Source organism: Actinokineospora alba, assembly GCF_004362515.1.
GTDB classification, from domain to species: Bacteria; Actinomycetota; Actinomycetes; order Mycobacteriales; family Pseudonocardiaceae; genus Actinokineospora; species Actinokineospora alba.
Genome location: NZ_SNXU01000001.1, coordinates 3808430 through 3821264, shown reverse-complemented (window position 1 = coordinate 3821264; position 12835 = coordinate 3808430). Strand labels below are relative to the sequence as shown.

Here is a 12835-nt window from a genome sequence, read left to right as displayed (position 1 = left end):
CGTTCGACCACGGTGAGGCACTGCGTCTCCCAGGCGGACTATCCGGCTGTCGCCGCCCGATCGAGGGCCAGCGGGTCGGACAGAACGCCATCGTCGTCAAGCCGTCCCTGGGCCATCCGCGTCGCCTTCGCGGGCACGGGCGGTTCCAGAGCGGCGACGACGCGCAACGCGCTCAGTACGTCGTCGGGCCGAACGGCTGGTGTTGTCTGCCGAACGACCGCGACCAGTATCCCATACGGGGGCGAATCCACTGGCATGTCGATGCCCACACCGGACTCCGGGTCGGCGGAGTCGAGCACGTCGGCACGAATAACCGCAGGTCGGGCGTCGATCAGCCGCCTGCCGTCCTTGGTGAGCCGCTCCACTTCGACGTGTTCCTCGGCGAGGAGCTTCGCCACCGCGCCGCGCAGCTCGTCGACCGGCACACCCGGCAGCTCGATGCGCCAGCGGCTGGCCTCCATCCGCTCCGCGAGCCCGCCCGGACCGGCCACGACCGACTCCAGCACGTCGATGCCCGGCGGGAGCGCCTCGTCGAGCGCGGCCGCCAGCCTGGCCGGGTCGACCGCCTCGACGACCGAGATCTCCACGTACTCGGCCTCACTGGCCACCCCGGTCGGCGCCGCGCCGATCCACGAGATCTTCGGGTGCGGGCTGAATCCCTGGGAATAGGCCATCGGCACACCCGCCCGGCGCAGCGCGCGCTCGAACGTGCGGGCCACGTCGCGGTGTGAGGTGAAGCGGAGCCTTCCCCGTTTGGCGTAGCGCAGGCGCAGCTTCTGCACCGGCGCGGCCGACGGGTTGGGCTGATCCTGGCGACTCAGGATTACTCCTAGGGGATGTGTCCGACGGTGCTTCTGCCTGCAGGGAGAACCGTACCGTGGCGCGATTCGCCGACTGAATTACTCCGGTTGGCAGCACTCGGGGCCCAGCCGCGGCCAATTCCGCCGTCCAGGTTGTTTCCCGGGCGGGTCGTGGCTACCGTCCGCAGCGAGTGGTCAGCACGACCCGAGGAATCCGGCAGGCCAGTACTGGAGGTCGCCCGTGCCTCTGCTGCGCCGAACCCAGGCGGCAGTGGTCAGTGTCGCGGCGGTCGCGACGGTGCTCGTGAGCACCGAGCCCGCGTTCGCCGCGCCCATGGAGCCGAGTGTCGTCACCTGCGGGGACCACCATCTCGACGTGCGGTACGTCGTCCTCTACGAGCCGTGGACCAGCGCCGGTGACGCCGCCGCGGAAGCGTCCTCGAAGTGCGGGTCCACGGTGGCCTACTACCCCCAGATCGGCGTGGGCGTCGTCACGTCCAGTGATCGTCGGTTCCCGGCGCTGATGGGCCGTGACCGGGTGTTCAGCGCGCAGAGCGCGGTCGGTCGGTCCAAGCAGGTCGAGGCCACCCGGACGGCGTACGAGGTGCCCAAGGCCGACCGGACCGCCGAGCAGTGGAACATGGCGATGATCGGGGCCGACCGGGCCCGCGCGATCGACCCGGGCAGCTCCGACGTGACCGTCGGGGTGTTGGACTCCGGTGTCGACTCCACCCACCCCGACCTCGCGGCCGCCGTCGACCCCGCCCGGTCCGCCGGGTGCCTGGGCGGCAAGCCCGACTCGACACCCGCGGCGTGGCAGCCCACGGAGTCCCCGCACGGCACGCACGTCGCCGGGATCATCGCCGCCGCCGACGACGGCAGCGGCGTCACCGGGGTCGCCCCCGGGGTGCGGCTCGCGTCGGTGAAGGTGGTCGACGACGCCGGGTTCGTGTTCCCGGAGGCGGTGGTGTGCGGCCTGATGTGGGCGGCGGCGCAGGGCATGGCGGTGGCCAACAACAGCTACTTCGTCGACCCGTGGCTGCAGACCTGCGACCGCGACGGCGAACGCGTGGTCTCCGAAGCGGTGCGCCGCGCGGTCGACTACGTGACCAAGCGGGGCGTGCTAGTGGTGGCGGCGGCGTCGAACGAGAACATCGACTTGGCCCGGCCGCACGGGCAGACGGTGGACGCCAAGGGATCACGGCGGACGTTGGATGACAGCTGCAAGGTGCTGCCCGCCGGGTTGCGCGGGGTGGTGGCGGTGTCGGCGGTGGGTCCTTCGGAGCTCAAGGCCGGGTATAGCGCGTATGGGCTCGGGGTGGTCGATGTGACCGCGCCTGGTGGGGATCGCGACGACTGCGTGTTGTCCACGGTGCCTGGCGGGTATGCCGAGTCTTGCGGGACTTCGATGGCGACGCCGCATGTGTCGGGGGTCGCGGCGCTGCTGGCCAGCACGCATCGGGGGGCGACTCCGCAGGCGTTGAGCCGGTTGCTGACGGGGCAGGCTCGGACGGTGCCTTGTCCGGCGGATTATGACCTTGATGGGGCTGGCGGGCAGGACGCTTACTGCTCTGGGTATGCGCCGTACAACAGCTTCCACGGGCACGGGATGGTCGACGCTTTGGCCGCTGTCAGCTGATCTTTGTGCCGTTCGGGGGGTCGACCCCGCGCGCATCGCCCGATCGAGCGATGCCGTTGCGCTCTCGCAACGGGTTGGATCGAACTGGCAATACCGACCGCTCGGACCTGGATGGAGCACATGGCAACGCCCGAGGACATCCCAGACGACGCCCCCGAGGTCGCCGGAACCCCCGACGTCACCGCATCCGACGAAAGCTCGCCGATGGTGGAAGGTGACCGCGACGCCCCTACGGTCCGCGGCGGCATGATGGACATCTATTTCAATATGACGAAGTAAGACGGCCGGTGGCCCTATGCCTGCGCAGCTGCGCCACCGACGCCCAGGTCGGCGTCGGTGGCACCGCGGGCGGTCATGGGGACGTCAGGGCTGGGTTCTGCACGGGGGAGCCGATACCGACCGGGCTGATCGGCAGCAGCTTGCGCCCGGTGGGGCCGATCTCGATATCCGTGCCCATCGCCGGGCAGACACCGCAGTCGAAGCACGGGGTCCACCGGCAGTCGTCCTGTTCGCGGGAGTCGAGGGCGTCCTGCCAGTCGTCCCAGAGCCATTCCTTGTCGAGGCCCGAGTCGAGGTGGTCCCAGGGCAGGACTTCCGCCTCGGTCCGCTCGCGGGTGGTGAACCACGCCAGGTCGACGCCCAGTGGTTCCAGTTCCGCCGCCGCCGAGGAAACCCAGCGTTCGTAGGAGAAGTGTTCGCTCCAGCCGTCGAAGCGGCCGCCGTCGCGCCAGACTCGTTCGATGACGCGGCCGACGCGGCGGTCGCCGCGCGAGAGCAGGCCTTCGATGAGGCTGGGCTTGCCGTCGTGGTAGCGCATGCCGATGTTGCGGCCCAGGCTGCGGTCGCGGTCGGAGTTGACGGCCTCACGCAGTTTCCGCAACCGGCTGTCCACAGTGTCCGGGTCGCACTGGGCGGCCCACTGGAACGGGGTGTGCGGCTTGGGGACGAACCCGCCGATGGAGATGGTGCAGCGGATGTCCTTGCGGCCACTGGCTTCCCGGCCAGCGCGGATGACGTTCTTCGCCATCTCGGCGATCTGCAGGACGTCGTCGTCGGTCTCGGTGGGGAGGCCGCACATGAAGTACAGCTTCACCTGGCGCCAGCCGTTGGCGTAGGCGGCGCTGACGGTCTTGATGAGGTCCTCTTCGGACACCATCTTGTTGATGACGCGCCGGATGCGCTCGCTGCCGCCCTCCGGCGCGAAGGTCAGACCCGAGCGCCTTCCGTTGCGGGACAGCTCGTTCGCCAGGTCGATGTTGAACGCGTCGACCCGGGTGCTGGGCAGCGACAGGCCGGTGTTGGTGCCTTCGTAGCGGTCGGCGAGCTGCTTGGTGATCTCGCCGATCTCGCTGTGGTCGGCGCTGGAGAGCGAGAGCAGGCCGACTTCCTCGAACCCGCTGGCCTCCAGCCCCTTCTGGATCATCGCGCCGATGCCCTCGATGGAGCGCTCGCGCACCGGACGGGTGATCATGCCCGCCTGGCAGAAGCGGCAGCCGCGGGTGCAGCCGCGGAAGATCTCCACGCTCATCCGCTCGTGCACGCTCTCGGCGAGCGGCACCAGCGGCTGCTTCGGGTACGGCCAGGCGTCGAGGTCCATCGTGGTGCGCTTGGCGATGGTCTCAGGGATGCGGTCGCGGTTGGGCTTGGCCTGCCCGAGCGAACCGTCGTCGCCGTAGGTGACGTCGTAGAAGCGCGGGATGTAGACGCCGCCGGTCTCGGCCATGCGGGTCAGCAGCTCGTCGCGGCCGCCGGGGCGGCCCTCGGCCTTCCACTGCCGGATGATGTTGGAGATCTCGAGGACAGCCTCTTCGCCGTCACCCAGCACGGCCGCGTCGATGAAGTCCGCGACCGGCTCCGGGTTGAACGACGCGTGCCCGCCCGCGAGCACGACGGGGTGGTCCTCGGTCCGGTCCTTGGCGTGCAGCGGGATGCCGGCGAGGTCCAAGGCGGTGAGCATGTTGGTGTAGCCGAGTTCGGTGGAGAAGCTGACGCCGAGGATGTCGAACGCGCCGAGCGGGCGGTGGCCGTCGACGGTGAACTGGGGGACGTTGTGCTCCCGCATCAGCTTCTCGAGGTCCGGCCAGACCGCGTAAGTGCGCTCGGCCAGGACGTCGGGCTGCTCGTTGAGCACCTCGTAGAGGATCATGACGCCCTGGTTGGGCAGCCCCACCTCGTAGGCGTCGGGGTACATCAGCGCCCAGCGGACGTTGGCGCTGTCCCACGGCTTGACGGTGGCGTTGAGCTCCCCGCCGACGTATTGGACGGGCTTGGAGACCCTGGGGAGCAGGGGCTCAAGCTGGGGGAAGACTGACTCGACGCTCACAACGCACCAGGGTAACCCTTCGGAATCGGGTCAGACGGCGATGGGGTGGCTCGCCTGGTAGGCCAGCCTGCTGTCGGCATCGGCGGCGAGCGTGTCGAGGAAGTCGTCGAGTGCCAGGAACGCCTCCCACGGCTGCTGCCCGGCGGCGGCCGCGAGGTGGTCGACCACGCGTTGCTCCAGGTCGGGGACGCGTTTGGCCTTCCAGACCTTGTCCGCCAGGCTGACCAGCAGGTCGTCGAAGCCGATGTGCGGGCCGGTCCAGGAGGCGTGGTCGCGGGCGAAGCGGGCGAGCCGCTCGTCGACGCCGTGGGCGCGGAGCAACTCGTAGCCCGCCTGCTCGTGGGCGGAGCCGGGGCCGGACAGCTCGTCGGGGTGGAGGGTCTTGCCGATGTCGTGGGTGGCGGCGCCGAAGAGGGCGGCTTCGCGATCGACCTCGACGGTGGGGTGATGTAGCGCCACCCAGTCGACTAGCTGCACGGCCACGTCGTGCACGGCCCGCAGGTGCGCGGCGAGCCGGGGTGGAGCGTCCAGCGTGGTCAACAGGTCGGCGGCGCGGTCGGGTAGCGGTCGCGGGCCGGGTTCGGTCAATGCGCGGCGCAGCGCGGCGGTGGGCACCCGACCAGCGTAGGTGCGATCAGGAGAGCAGGAGTTTGCCGAGCCGTTTGGCGGAGATGGTGATGCCGATGGCGACCATGGCGGCGAAGTATGCGAGGTGGCCGAGCATCGACGGGTCCACGAAGCCCGTGCACAAGCCCCGCATGATCTCGATCGCGTGGTAGAGCGGGAAGCACTTGATGGCGACCTGCAGTGGCTCCGGGTAGACGCTGAGTGGGAAGAACGTCGACGAGAACAGGAACATCGGCATGAGCGCGAGCTGCACGTAGTCGAAGTCCTGCCAGGACCGCATGAACGTCGTGCACGCCATCCCCACCGCGGCGAAGCCGAACGAGATCAGGATCGCGGCGGGCAGGGCCAGCAAGGCCCAGGGGGACGTCAGCAGGCCCATGCCCAGCATCACCGCGAGGAAGCCGCCCGCGTAGAGGGCGCCGCGGATCAGGGCCCAGGTGATCTCGCCGATCGCGATGTCCAGCGGGCCCAGTGGCGTCGCCAGCATGGCGTCGTAGAGGCGGCTGTATTTGAACTTGAAGAAGATGTTGAAAGTGGCGTCGTAGACCGAGCCGTTCATGGCGGACGCGGCGAGCAGCGCCGGGGCGATGAAGGCGACGTAGCTGATCGGGGTGCCGCCGGGGCCCGCGACCTCCCCCACCATCCTGCCGAAGCCGAAACCCAGACCGAACAGGAAGAACAGGGTCTCGAAGAACCCCGAGAAGATGATCAGCCAGGCCCGCTTGTTGACCAGGTAGGACCGTTCGACGAGGACCGACGACCGGCCCGCGTACATCCCCGTGGGCAGCATGCGGAACATCAAGCCCGCGGGCTCGGCCTCGGGACGCATGATGGTCTGAGTCATCTACACCGCCAGCCTTCGGATGAACACGCGCCGACCGAGGTACGCGCCGACGGCGACCATCGCTGTCAGGTAGGTGAGGTGGCCGAGCGTGGGCCACAGCTCCAGGGTGGCGAACGCGGCGTCGCGGGAGAGTTCGGTGCCGTGCCAGAGCGGGGTGATCCACACCAGCGGCTGGACCCAGCCGGGTAACTGGTCGACCGGGAAGAACGTGCCCGCGAACAGCGTCATCGGGATGATGATGAACCGGAACACGACGTTGAACCCTTGGCCCTCGTTCTCGAGGGTCGCGGAGTACGCCACGATCGGCGCGCTCATCGCCATCCCGGTCAGCACGCTGATCAGGATCGACAGGATGATTCCGGGCCCGGTGATCGCCCCCAGCACGGCCGCGACCAGCGTGAACGCGACGGCGGTAAAGCTCAGGCGAACCGCGATCCAGCCGAGTTGGCCCGCGAGGACCTGGCTCGGGGTGATCGGCGTCGCCGCGATCGCGAGGTAGCTGCGCTGCCAGCGGAACGCCGACAGGATCGGGTAGGTCGACTCGAACGCGGCGACCTGCATCAGGGACGCGACGAGCAGCGCGGGCGCCAGGTACTGCACGTACGGCAGGCCCAGGGTCGTCGGGCTCGCCGTCACCTGCGAGCCGAAGCCGAACCCGAGGGCGACCAGGTAGAGCACGGGCTGAAGGAAGCCGGAGGTGACCGAGGCCCGCCAGTTGCGGCGGTACCAGGTCCACAGGCCGTCGACGACGAGCAGCGACGCGCGGGTCGGGCTCAGGACGCGGCCGGTGGCGGGCCGGGCGAGGACGGAGGTCATCAGTCCACCAGCGTCCGGCCGGTGAGGCGGAGGAAGACGTCCTCCAGCGTGCTGCGGCGGACGAGGCTCGACACCGGTTGGACACCGCGCGAGTGCGCCGCGGCCAGGGCCGCCTCGCCGTCGGCGGTGTAGAGCAGCAGACGGTCGGGCAGGACTTCGACGCGGTCGGCGAGGTCGGTGACGAGCGGCTCGACGTCCTGCTGCGTCCCCGGGGCGAAGCGCAGTTCCAGGACCTCGCGGGTGGAGTGCTTGGCGATCAGCTCCCCGGGGCTGCCCTCGGCGGCGATCCGGCCGTTGTCCATGACGACGAGACGGTCGCAAAGTTGCTCTGCCTCATCCATGTAGTGCGTGGTGACGATCAGCGTCACGCCGTCCTGCTTGAGCCGGAACAGCTTGTCCCACAACAGATGCCGCGCCTGCGGGTCGAGCCCGGTGGTGGGTTCGTCGAGCAGCAGCAGCTCGGGATCGTTGATCAGCGAGCGCGCGATGGTCAGGCGCCGCTTCATGCCGCCGGAGAGCGGCTCAACCGGGTCGTCGGCGCGCTCGGTGAGCTGCGCGAAATCGAGGAGTTCTGCGGCCTTCTCGCGCAGATGTGCTTTACCGAGGCCGAAATAGCGGCCGTAGATGTGCAGGTTCTGCCGGACCGAGAGGTCGTTGTCGAGATTGTCGAGCTGCGGCACCACGCCCAGGCGGGCGCGGATCTGCGGTCCCTGCCGGTCGGGGTCCATGCCGAGGACGGTCAGCTCACCGCCGCTGCGCGGGGACACGCAGGAGATCATCCGCATCGTCGAGGACTTGCCCGCGCCGTTGGGCCCGAGGAAGCCGAACGCCTCCCCCGGCCGCACGTCGAGGTCGATGCCCCGGACCGCCTCGAACTCCCCGAAGCGCTTGGTCAGCCCATCCGCGCGCACCAGCGCGCCATTCCCACCCACTCGCCGAACCCTAGACGTGGGGTCCGACAGTTTCGAGGGATTTAGTCCGGGCAGACGTTCGCCTCGACCTCGCAGTCGCAGTACCCGCCGAGTTCCATCAGGGCCTGCTCAAGCCTGGACCAGTCGACACCCACCTGGTTCGCCCACTGCTCCGACAACTCGAGCTCCCCGCTGCAGCAATCGATCAGGTTGGCCAGGATGTGCTCATGCAGAGCGTCGAGTTGCGCGCTCGTCAGCCCCAGCGTCGCCCACCAGCGAGCGCGCTCCTGCTCTCGAAGCTCTCGAAGAATCGCCTTGCGCGCGGCCTTGTCCATGACGGAATCCAGGTGGTGATCAGGCGTCGATCGGCGCCTTCGTGACGATCGGCTCAGGCTGCGAGTAGTTGTCACCAGCCGGAGGGGAACTGCGCACGATGTTCAGTTTGATCACCCGGCCGTCGGTGCAGGTGATTTGCAGATCCGTCACGGAGTCATCGATCCGATAGGTGTCGACGCCTGCGATTTCCGGATGGCCGCACTCGGTGAGCAACGTGCGGACATGTTCGATGAAACGATCACGCCACATCAGATCACCTCGGCCGGGATCTCATATGGCTTGTGACCGGGCACCTTCGGGCCCTCGACCGTGCGGACCTGGATGGTCGCCCGCGCGCCCGAAGCGAACTCGACCCGGACGCGGCTGTGCCGGGAGTGCTCCTTGTTCAGAGCCGCGGCGCTCAAGATCTCAGGGTGTTCCTGGCTGAGCAGGGACACCAACAGCGTGTCCAGTTCTCTGAGTTGCACGCCGCCATCATGCACGGCCGCCGCCAGTCGGCTGCCACCCCGCTGTCACGGGGTGGCAGCCGCCATGATCACAGGCTGGGGAACCACAGCTTGATCTCGCGCTCGGCGGACTCGACCGAGTCCGAGCCGTGCACGAGGTTGAACTGCACCTCCAGGCCGAAGTCACCGCGGATGGTGCCCGGGGTGGCCTTCTCGACCGGGTCGGTGCCGCCCGCCAACTGGCGGAACGCGGCGATGGCGCGGGGGCCCTCGACGACGAGCGCGACGACCGGACCGGAGGTGATGAACTCGAGCAGTGACTCGAAGAACGGCTTGCCGTCGTGCTCGGCGTAGTGCTGCTCGGCGACATCGCGCTCGACGTTGCGCAGTTCGAGCGCGGCCAGCGTGAGGCCCTTGCGCTCGATGCGGGAGATGACCTCGCCGACCAGGCCACGGCTCACACCGTCGGGCTTGACCAGGACCAGGGTGCGCTCACTCACGGCTTTCCGTACTCCTTCATGGGGATCGCTGCGTGCCGAACGCACGAGCGTGTGAGCAGGGTAACCCGGTCGGCTGGCATGACTTGCCGCACTCCCGCCTGTCAGGCCACGGTGAGCGCATGGACCGAACGGAGAGTGCAAAGTTGATTACCCGACGTATCGTCTCGATCGTCGCCCTCGTCGTGGCCCTGTTCGCCGGGGTGAGCGCCGCCCCCGCGTCCGCCGAGCAAGCCGACCCCACGGACCTGTCGTACCACTACAGATACGACCTGTGGGTGGAGACCGCCTACAACCCCGAGCACCTGACCTCGACGGTCGCGAGCCGGCTGACCGCGTACTTCCCCTTCGACAGCAACTGCACGTACCTCCCGCAGGTCGGCCAGCGCTGCGAGCTGTACTCGGTGCCGGGCTTCCCCCTGTTCGGGACGACGAACCCGGTGATGGTGGTCGACCGGACCCCGACGAGCTGGACGTTCCGGTCGATGCCAGGGCACACCGAGGGCGCCGACCGGTACATCACTTTCCGCTTCCAGTACGGCCGCTACGGCTACGAACTCGACGTCGAGGCCTGGGGGCCGTGGACACTCTCGGCGTCGCTCACGGTGTCAGGTGGCGCGGCGCGCGCGGTGTGGCAGCGGTTCGCGGACAACGTCTCGCGGTTCCTGTAGCGGAGGTGGCCCGGCCGGGGAGGCCGGGCCACCCGCCTCACCAGGTGCTGTTGATCAGTCCGGTGCCGAGGTAGACCTGGTCGAAACCGTTGCCGTCGTTGTCATCGGTGTACGCCAGGGTGATCAGTCCCCACGGGTCGACCGCCACCGCGGGCTCGTCCTGCCGCCCGGTGACGGTCGTGTTGAGCCGCTGGCGGGGCAGCCGCCCGGTAATGGACCCGTCGGGGTTGAGGCCCTGGGCGTACACGTCCGTGGTCTCAGACCAGTTGACGACAGCGGCGCGCTGGTCGTCGATGCCGACCTGGGGGTCGGCACCGGGGACCAGCGTGTCGGCGGCCGAGCCTGCCGTGCCGGTGGCCGAGAACGACCGGACGCCGACCTGCGGGACGCCCGTGTGGTCGGTCTCCCAGCCGACGACGAAGTCGCCGTTGAAGTTCGCCGCCACGGACGGGTGCCGCTGCTGTCCGCCCGCGTTCACGTTGACCACCGCCTGGGCGAGCTTGACCGCACCCGATGAGGTGAAGCTCTTGCGGGCGACGTTGAACGTCGCGTTCGCATCGCCGTCCTCGTCCCACACCACGATCGCGTTCTGCGCCGCGCCCATCGCGATATCGGGACGCTGGTGGGTGCCGCCCGTGGCGTGCGCTTGCACCTCATAGGTCTTCGAGGTGATGGACGCGAACCCGGAGACCCGCACGGTCGGCGCGGTGGTGCTCTGCTTGTCCTCGAACGCGACCGCGAACCCCGGGCCGTCCGGGTCGGCGGCCACGGTCGGGTACGTCTGCTGTCCCGCCGAGGAGCCGTTCGCGGTGGCGGACCCAGTGACGGTGCCCGCGGTGTTCACCGCGCGCACGGCGATTTGGTAGTACCCGTTCCCGTCGGTGTCGTCGGCCCAGACCACGACAGCGCTGCCGTCCTCGTGCAGCGCGACATCGGGCTGGAGGTGCCGCCAGTTCCCGGTGCCCACCGCCGAGAGCTTCTTCTCGTAGAGAGAGACACCGTCGCGGTAGAGCCGCAGGAAGATCTCGCTGTGCAGGTTGTCTGTCGGGTTGGTGGAGTCGCGGTCGTCTTCCCAGACGACGGCGGTGTACCCGGTGCGGACGGAAGCGACCGAGGCGTTGTCCTGGTCGCCGGTGGCCACGCTGTTCGCGACGGTCCACGTGAGCGTGCCGTCGGCGTGCGCGATGCCTGTGCCCGCAAGGGTTCCGGCCAGCGCCAGCGCGGTGATCGTCAGAGAGGTGCGCATGGTTCTGCCCTTCACGGCGTCTGCAGGCCGGGGTTGCCCGCCTGGATCACGTAGCTCTGGATGGTCTTGACCGGGTAGTCGCGCACGGTCACCCGGTCGAGTGCGCGGAAGTCCACGGTCATCTGCGTCGGCGTGGTGACCGTGCGGACGTAGCCACGCAGGTTCTTGTAGAACTTCACGTGCGGGTTGAGGCTCGACAGGCCGTTGTCGGTCGCGTTGCCGTCGCCGCCGGAGGTGATCGATGTGGTGACCAGCTCGGTGCCGATGATCCGGTTCTGGGTGCCGTAGTTCTGCATGAGGTTGCTCGCCCACGAGCGGTGCACATCGCCGGTGAGGACGACGGTGCTGGTGTTGCCCTGCGCGTCCCAGCCGTTCTGGATACGACCACGGTTCGCCGTGTAGCCGTCCCACGAGTCCATGCTCTTCGACCCGTCCGCCGCGGCGAGCTTCTGGGCGAAGAAGACCTGCTGGCCGAGGAGGTCCCAGGTGCCCAGCTTCTGGCCCAATCCGTTGAGCAGCCACGATTCCTGGGTCGCGCCGGTCAGCGTGCGGGCCGGGTCGTCGGCGGCCGGGCAGAGCTTGGTGCCGTCGCCGCAGGCCTGGTCGTCGCGGTACTGGCGGGTGTCGAGCATGTGGAACGTGGCCAGGCTTCCCCAGCGCACCCGACGGTAGAGCTGCAGGTTCGCCCCCGACGGAGCCTGCGCGGCCCGCAGCGGCATGTGCTCGTAGTAGGCCTTGTAGGCCGCGGCCCGGCGGGCGGTGAAGTCGCCGGCGGGCGAGGTGTCGTTGCGGATCAGGTTGGCGTAGTTGTTCTCGACCTCGTGGTCGTCCCACACGACCAGCCACGGCGCGGCGGCGTGCGCGGCCTGCAGGTCTGGGTCGCGCTTGTAGAGCGCGTGCCGCACACGGTAGGTCGCCAGGGTGCTGATCTCGGTCGACGGCTGGTGGGTGCGCACACCGCTGCCCGCGCCGCCCTCGTAGATGTAGTCGCCGAGGTGCAGGATCAGGTCGGGGTTCTCCTCGGCCATCCTGCGGTACGCGGTGAAGTAGCCCGCTTCGTAGTGCGAGCAGGACGCGAAGAGCATCTTCATCGACGGGCTGGTCCCGACGGCGGGCGCGGTGCGGGCGCGGCCGACCGGCGAGATGTGGCCCATGGCGCGGAAGCGGTACCAGTACTCGCGGCCGGGCAGCAGTCCGGTCAGTTCGACGTGGACGCTGTGGCCCCAGGCCTGGGTCGCGGTGAAGGTGCCGCTCGCGGCGAGAGTCGTGAAGTACTGGTCGGTGGAGACCTGCCACTCCACGGCGACGTTGGCGCTGGACATGCCGCCGAGGCCGTCGGCGTTGAGCGGGCTGGGCGCGAGCCGGGTCCATAAGACGAAGCCGTCGGCGTTGGGCTCGCCGGAGGCGACGCCGAGGGTGAAGGGGTACAGCGCGGCGCTCGCCGAGCTGGCGGTGAGGATGGTGGCACCGGCGCTTGCGAGACCGCCGATGAGGAAGGTCCGTCGTTGCAGTCGGGTCATAGATCGTTCTTAGGACGCGCGCGCGAACGGCCCAAGGCTTCGCGCGAACTGTTCATCGGATAGCTGTCCATTGGAACGCACCCCCTTACGGGCTTGACGGCGAACCGGTACTTGTTGACGTCCCGTGAACTTGTCCTCGCAGCGCGTGGTCGGAGCGCT

The 12835-nt window shown here is 69.0% G+C and carries 15 protein-coding genes; 3 read left to right on the top strand and 12 right to left on the bottom strand.

What is annotated here, in order from left to right; genetic code table 11:
* Positions 1-38 precede the first annotated feature (38 nt).
* Positions 39-782 carry a TIGR03936 family radical SAM-associated protein gene (locus C8E96_RS17500; protein WP_091372439.1) on the bottom strand — a complete coding sequence of 248 codons (744 nt, stop codon included), beginning with the start codon at positions 780-782 and terminating at the stop codon, positions 39-41.
* 259 nt (positions 783-1041) lie between these two features.
* On the opposite strand from C8E96_RS17500, the gene C8E96_RS17495 reads away from it, so the two are divergent.
* Positions 1042-2439: a S8 family peptidase gene (locus tag C8E96_RS17495; protein ID WP_176926743.1), complete on the top strand. Its 1398-nt coding sequence runs from the start codon at positions 1042-1044 to the stop codon at positions 2437-2439.
* 120 nt (positions 2440-2559) lie between these two features.
* Positions 2560-2718 carry a hypothetical protein gene (locus tag C8E96_RS33340; RefSeq protein ID WP_166658033.1) on the top strand — a complete coding sequence of 53 codons (159 nt, stop codon included), beginning with the start codon at positions 2560-2562 and terminating at the stop codon, positions 2716-2718.
* Positions 2719-2791: 73 nt separating this feature from the next.
* Here C8E96_RS33340 and C8E96_RS17490 read toward each other — a convergent pair whose 3' ends face one another.
* The 9 genes from C8E96_RS17490 to ndk form a co-directional block, all read right to left on the bottom strand.
* Complete coding sequence (locus C8E96_RS17490) at positions 2792-4762, bottom strand: TIGR03960 family B12-binding radical SAM protein (protein WP_091372443.1); 1971 nt, start codon at positions 4760-4762, stop codon at positions 2792-2794.
* A 30-nt stretch (positions 4763-4792) separates the two neighbouring features.
* Entirely contained in the window at positions 4793-5377 is a 585-nt protein-coding gene (locus C8E96_RS17485; protein ID WP_091372448.1) for an HD domain-containing protein, read from the bottom strand.
* A gap of 19 nt (positions 5378-5396) precedes the next feature.
* A complete protein-coding gene (locus C8E96_RS17480; protein ID WP_091372453.1) occupies positions 5397-6233 on the bottom strand; it encodes an ABC transporter permease in 837 nt (278 codons plus the stop codon).
* Positions 6234-7049, bottom strand: coding sequence for an ABC transporter permease (locus C8E96_RS17475; protein WP_091372458.1), 816 nt, complete (start codon positions 7047-7049; stop codon positions 6234-6236). It lies immediately after the preceding gene.
* On the bottom strand, positions 7049-7981 hold the full coding sequence (locus C8E96_RS17470) for an ABC transporter ATP-binding protein (protein WP_091372464.1): 933 nt from the start codon (positions 7979-7981) through the stop codon (positions 7049-7051). Before C8E96_RS17470 ends, C8E96_RS17475 begins: the two co-directional genes overlap by 1 nt.
* A gap of 41 nt (positions 7982-8022) precedes the next feature.
* Positions 8023-8295 carry a DUF2695 domain-containing protein gene (locus C8E96_RS17465; RefSeq protein ID WP_091372468.1) on the bottom strand — a complete coding sequence of 91 codons (273 nt, stop codon included), beginning with the start codon at positions 8293-8295 and terminating at the stop codon, positions 8023-8025.
* Between the two features lie 19 nt (positions 8296-8314).
* Complete coding sequence (locus tag C8E96_RS17460) at positions 8315-8545, bottom strand: hypothetical protein (protein ID WP_091372473.1); 231 nt, start codon at positions 8543-8545, stop codon at positions 8315-8317.
* Positions 8545-8763, bottom strand: coding sequence for a hypothetical protein (locus C8E96_RS17455; protein ID WP_091372478.1), 219 nt, complete (start codon positions 8761-8763; stop codon positions 8545-8547). Before C8E96_RS17455 ends, C8E96_RS17460 begins: the two co-directional genes overlap by 1 nt.
* Before the next feature lie 68 nt (positions 8764-8831).
* Positions 8832-9242 carry a nucleoside-diphosphate kinase gene (gene ndk / locus C8E96_RS17450; protein ID WP_091372484.1) on the bottom strand — a complete coding sequence of 137 codons (411 nt, stop codon included), beginning with the start codon at positions 9240-9242 and terminating at the stop codon, positions 8832-8834.
* 143 nt (positions 9243-9385) lie between these two features.
* Between ndk and C8E96_RS17445 the strand changes: the two genes are divergently transcribed.
* A complete protein-coding gene (locus C8E96_RS17445) occupies positions 9386-9910 on the top strand; it encodes a hypothetical protein (RefSeq protein WP_133794544.1) in 525 nt (174 codons plus the stop codon).
* Between the two features lie 37 nt (positions 9911-9947).
* On the opposite strand, the gene C8E96_RS17440 is transcribed toward C8E96_RS17445, so the two are convergent.
* Both C8E96_RS17440 and C8E96_RS17435 read right to left on the bottom strand, forming a co-directional pair.
* Positions 9948-11156, bottom strand: coding sequence for a hypothetical protein (locus tag C8E96_RS17440; RefSeq protein ID WP_091372495.1), 1209 nt, complete (start codon positions 11154-11156; stop codon positions 9948-9950).
* A gap of 11 nt (positions 11157-11167) precedes the next feature.
* A complete protein-coding gene (locus C8E96_RS17435) occupies positions 11168-12676 on the bottom strand; it encodes an alkaline phosphatase D family protein (RefSeq protein ID WP_091372499.1) in 1509 nt (502 codons plus the stop codon).
* Positions 12677-12835 lie beyond the last annotated feature (159 nt).

Bases quoted from the DNA above. Each gene is read 5' to 3' on its own strand.
- C8E96_RS33340 (WP_166658033.1), top strand. From the start codon at position 2,560: ATGGCAACGCCCGAGGACATCCCAGACGACGCCCCCGAGGTCGCCGGA.
- C8E96_RS17480 (WP_091372453.1), bottom strand. From the start codon at position 6,233: ATGACTCAGACCATCATGCGTCCCGAGGCCGAGCCCGCGGGCTTGATG.
- C8E96_RS17475 (WP_091372458.1), bottom strand. From the start codon at position 7,049: ATGACCTCCGTCCTCGCCCGGCCCGCCACCGGCCGCGTCCTGAGCCCG.
- C8E96_RS17465 (WP_091372468.1), bottom strand. From the start codon at position 8,295: ATGGACAAGGCCGCGCGCAAGGCGATTCTTCGAGAGCTTCGAGAGCAG.
- C8E96_RS17460 (WP_091372473.1), bottom strand. From the start codon at position 8,545: ATGTGGCGTGATCGTTTCATCGAACATGTCCGCACGTTGCTCACCGAG.
- C8E96_RS17440 (WP_091372495.1), bottom strand. From the start codon at position 11,156: ATGCGCACCTCTCTGACGATCACCGCGCTGGCGCTGGCCGGAACCCTT.
- C8E96_RS17435 (WP_091372499.1), bottom strand. From the start codon at position 12,676: ATGACCCGACTGCAACGACGGACCTTCCTCATCGGCGGTCTCGCAAGC.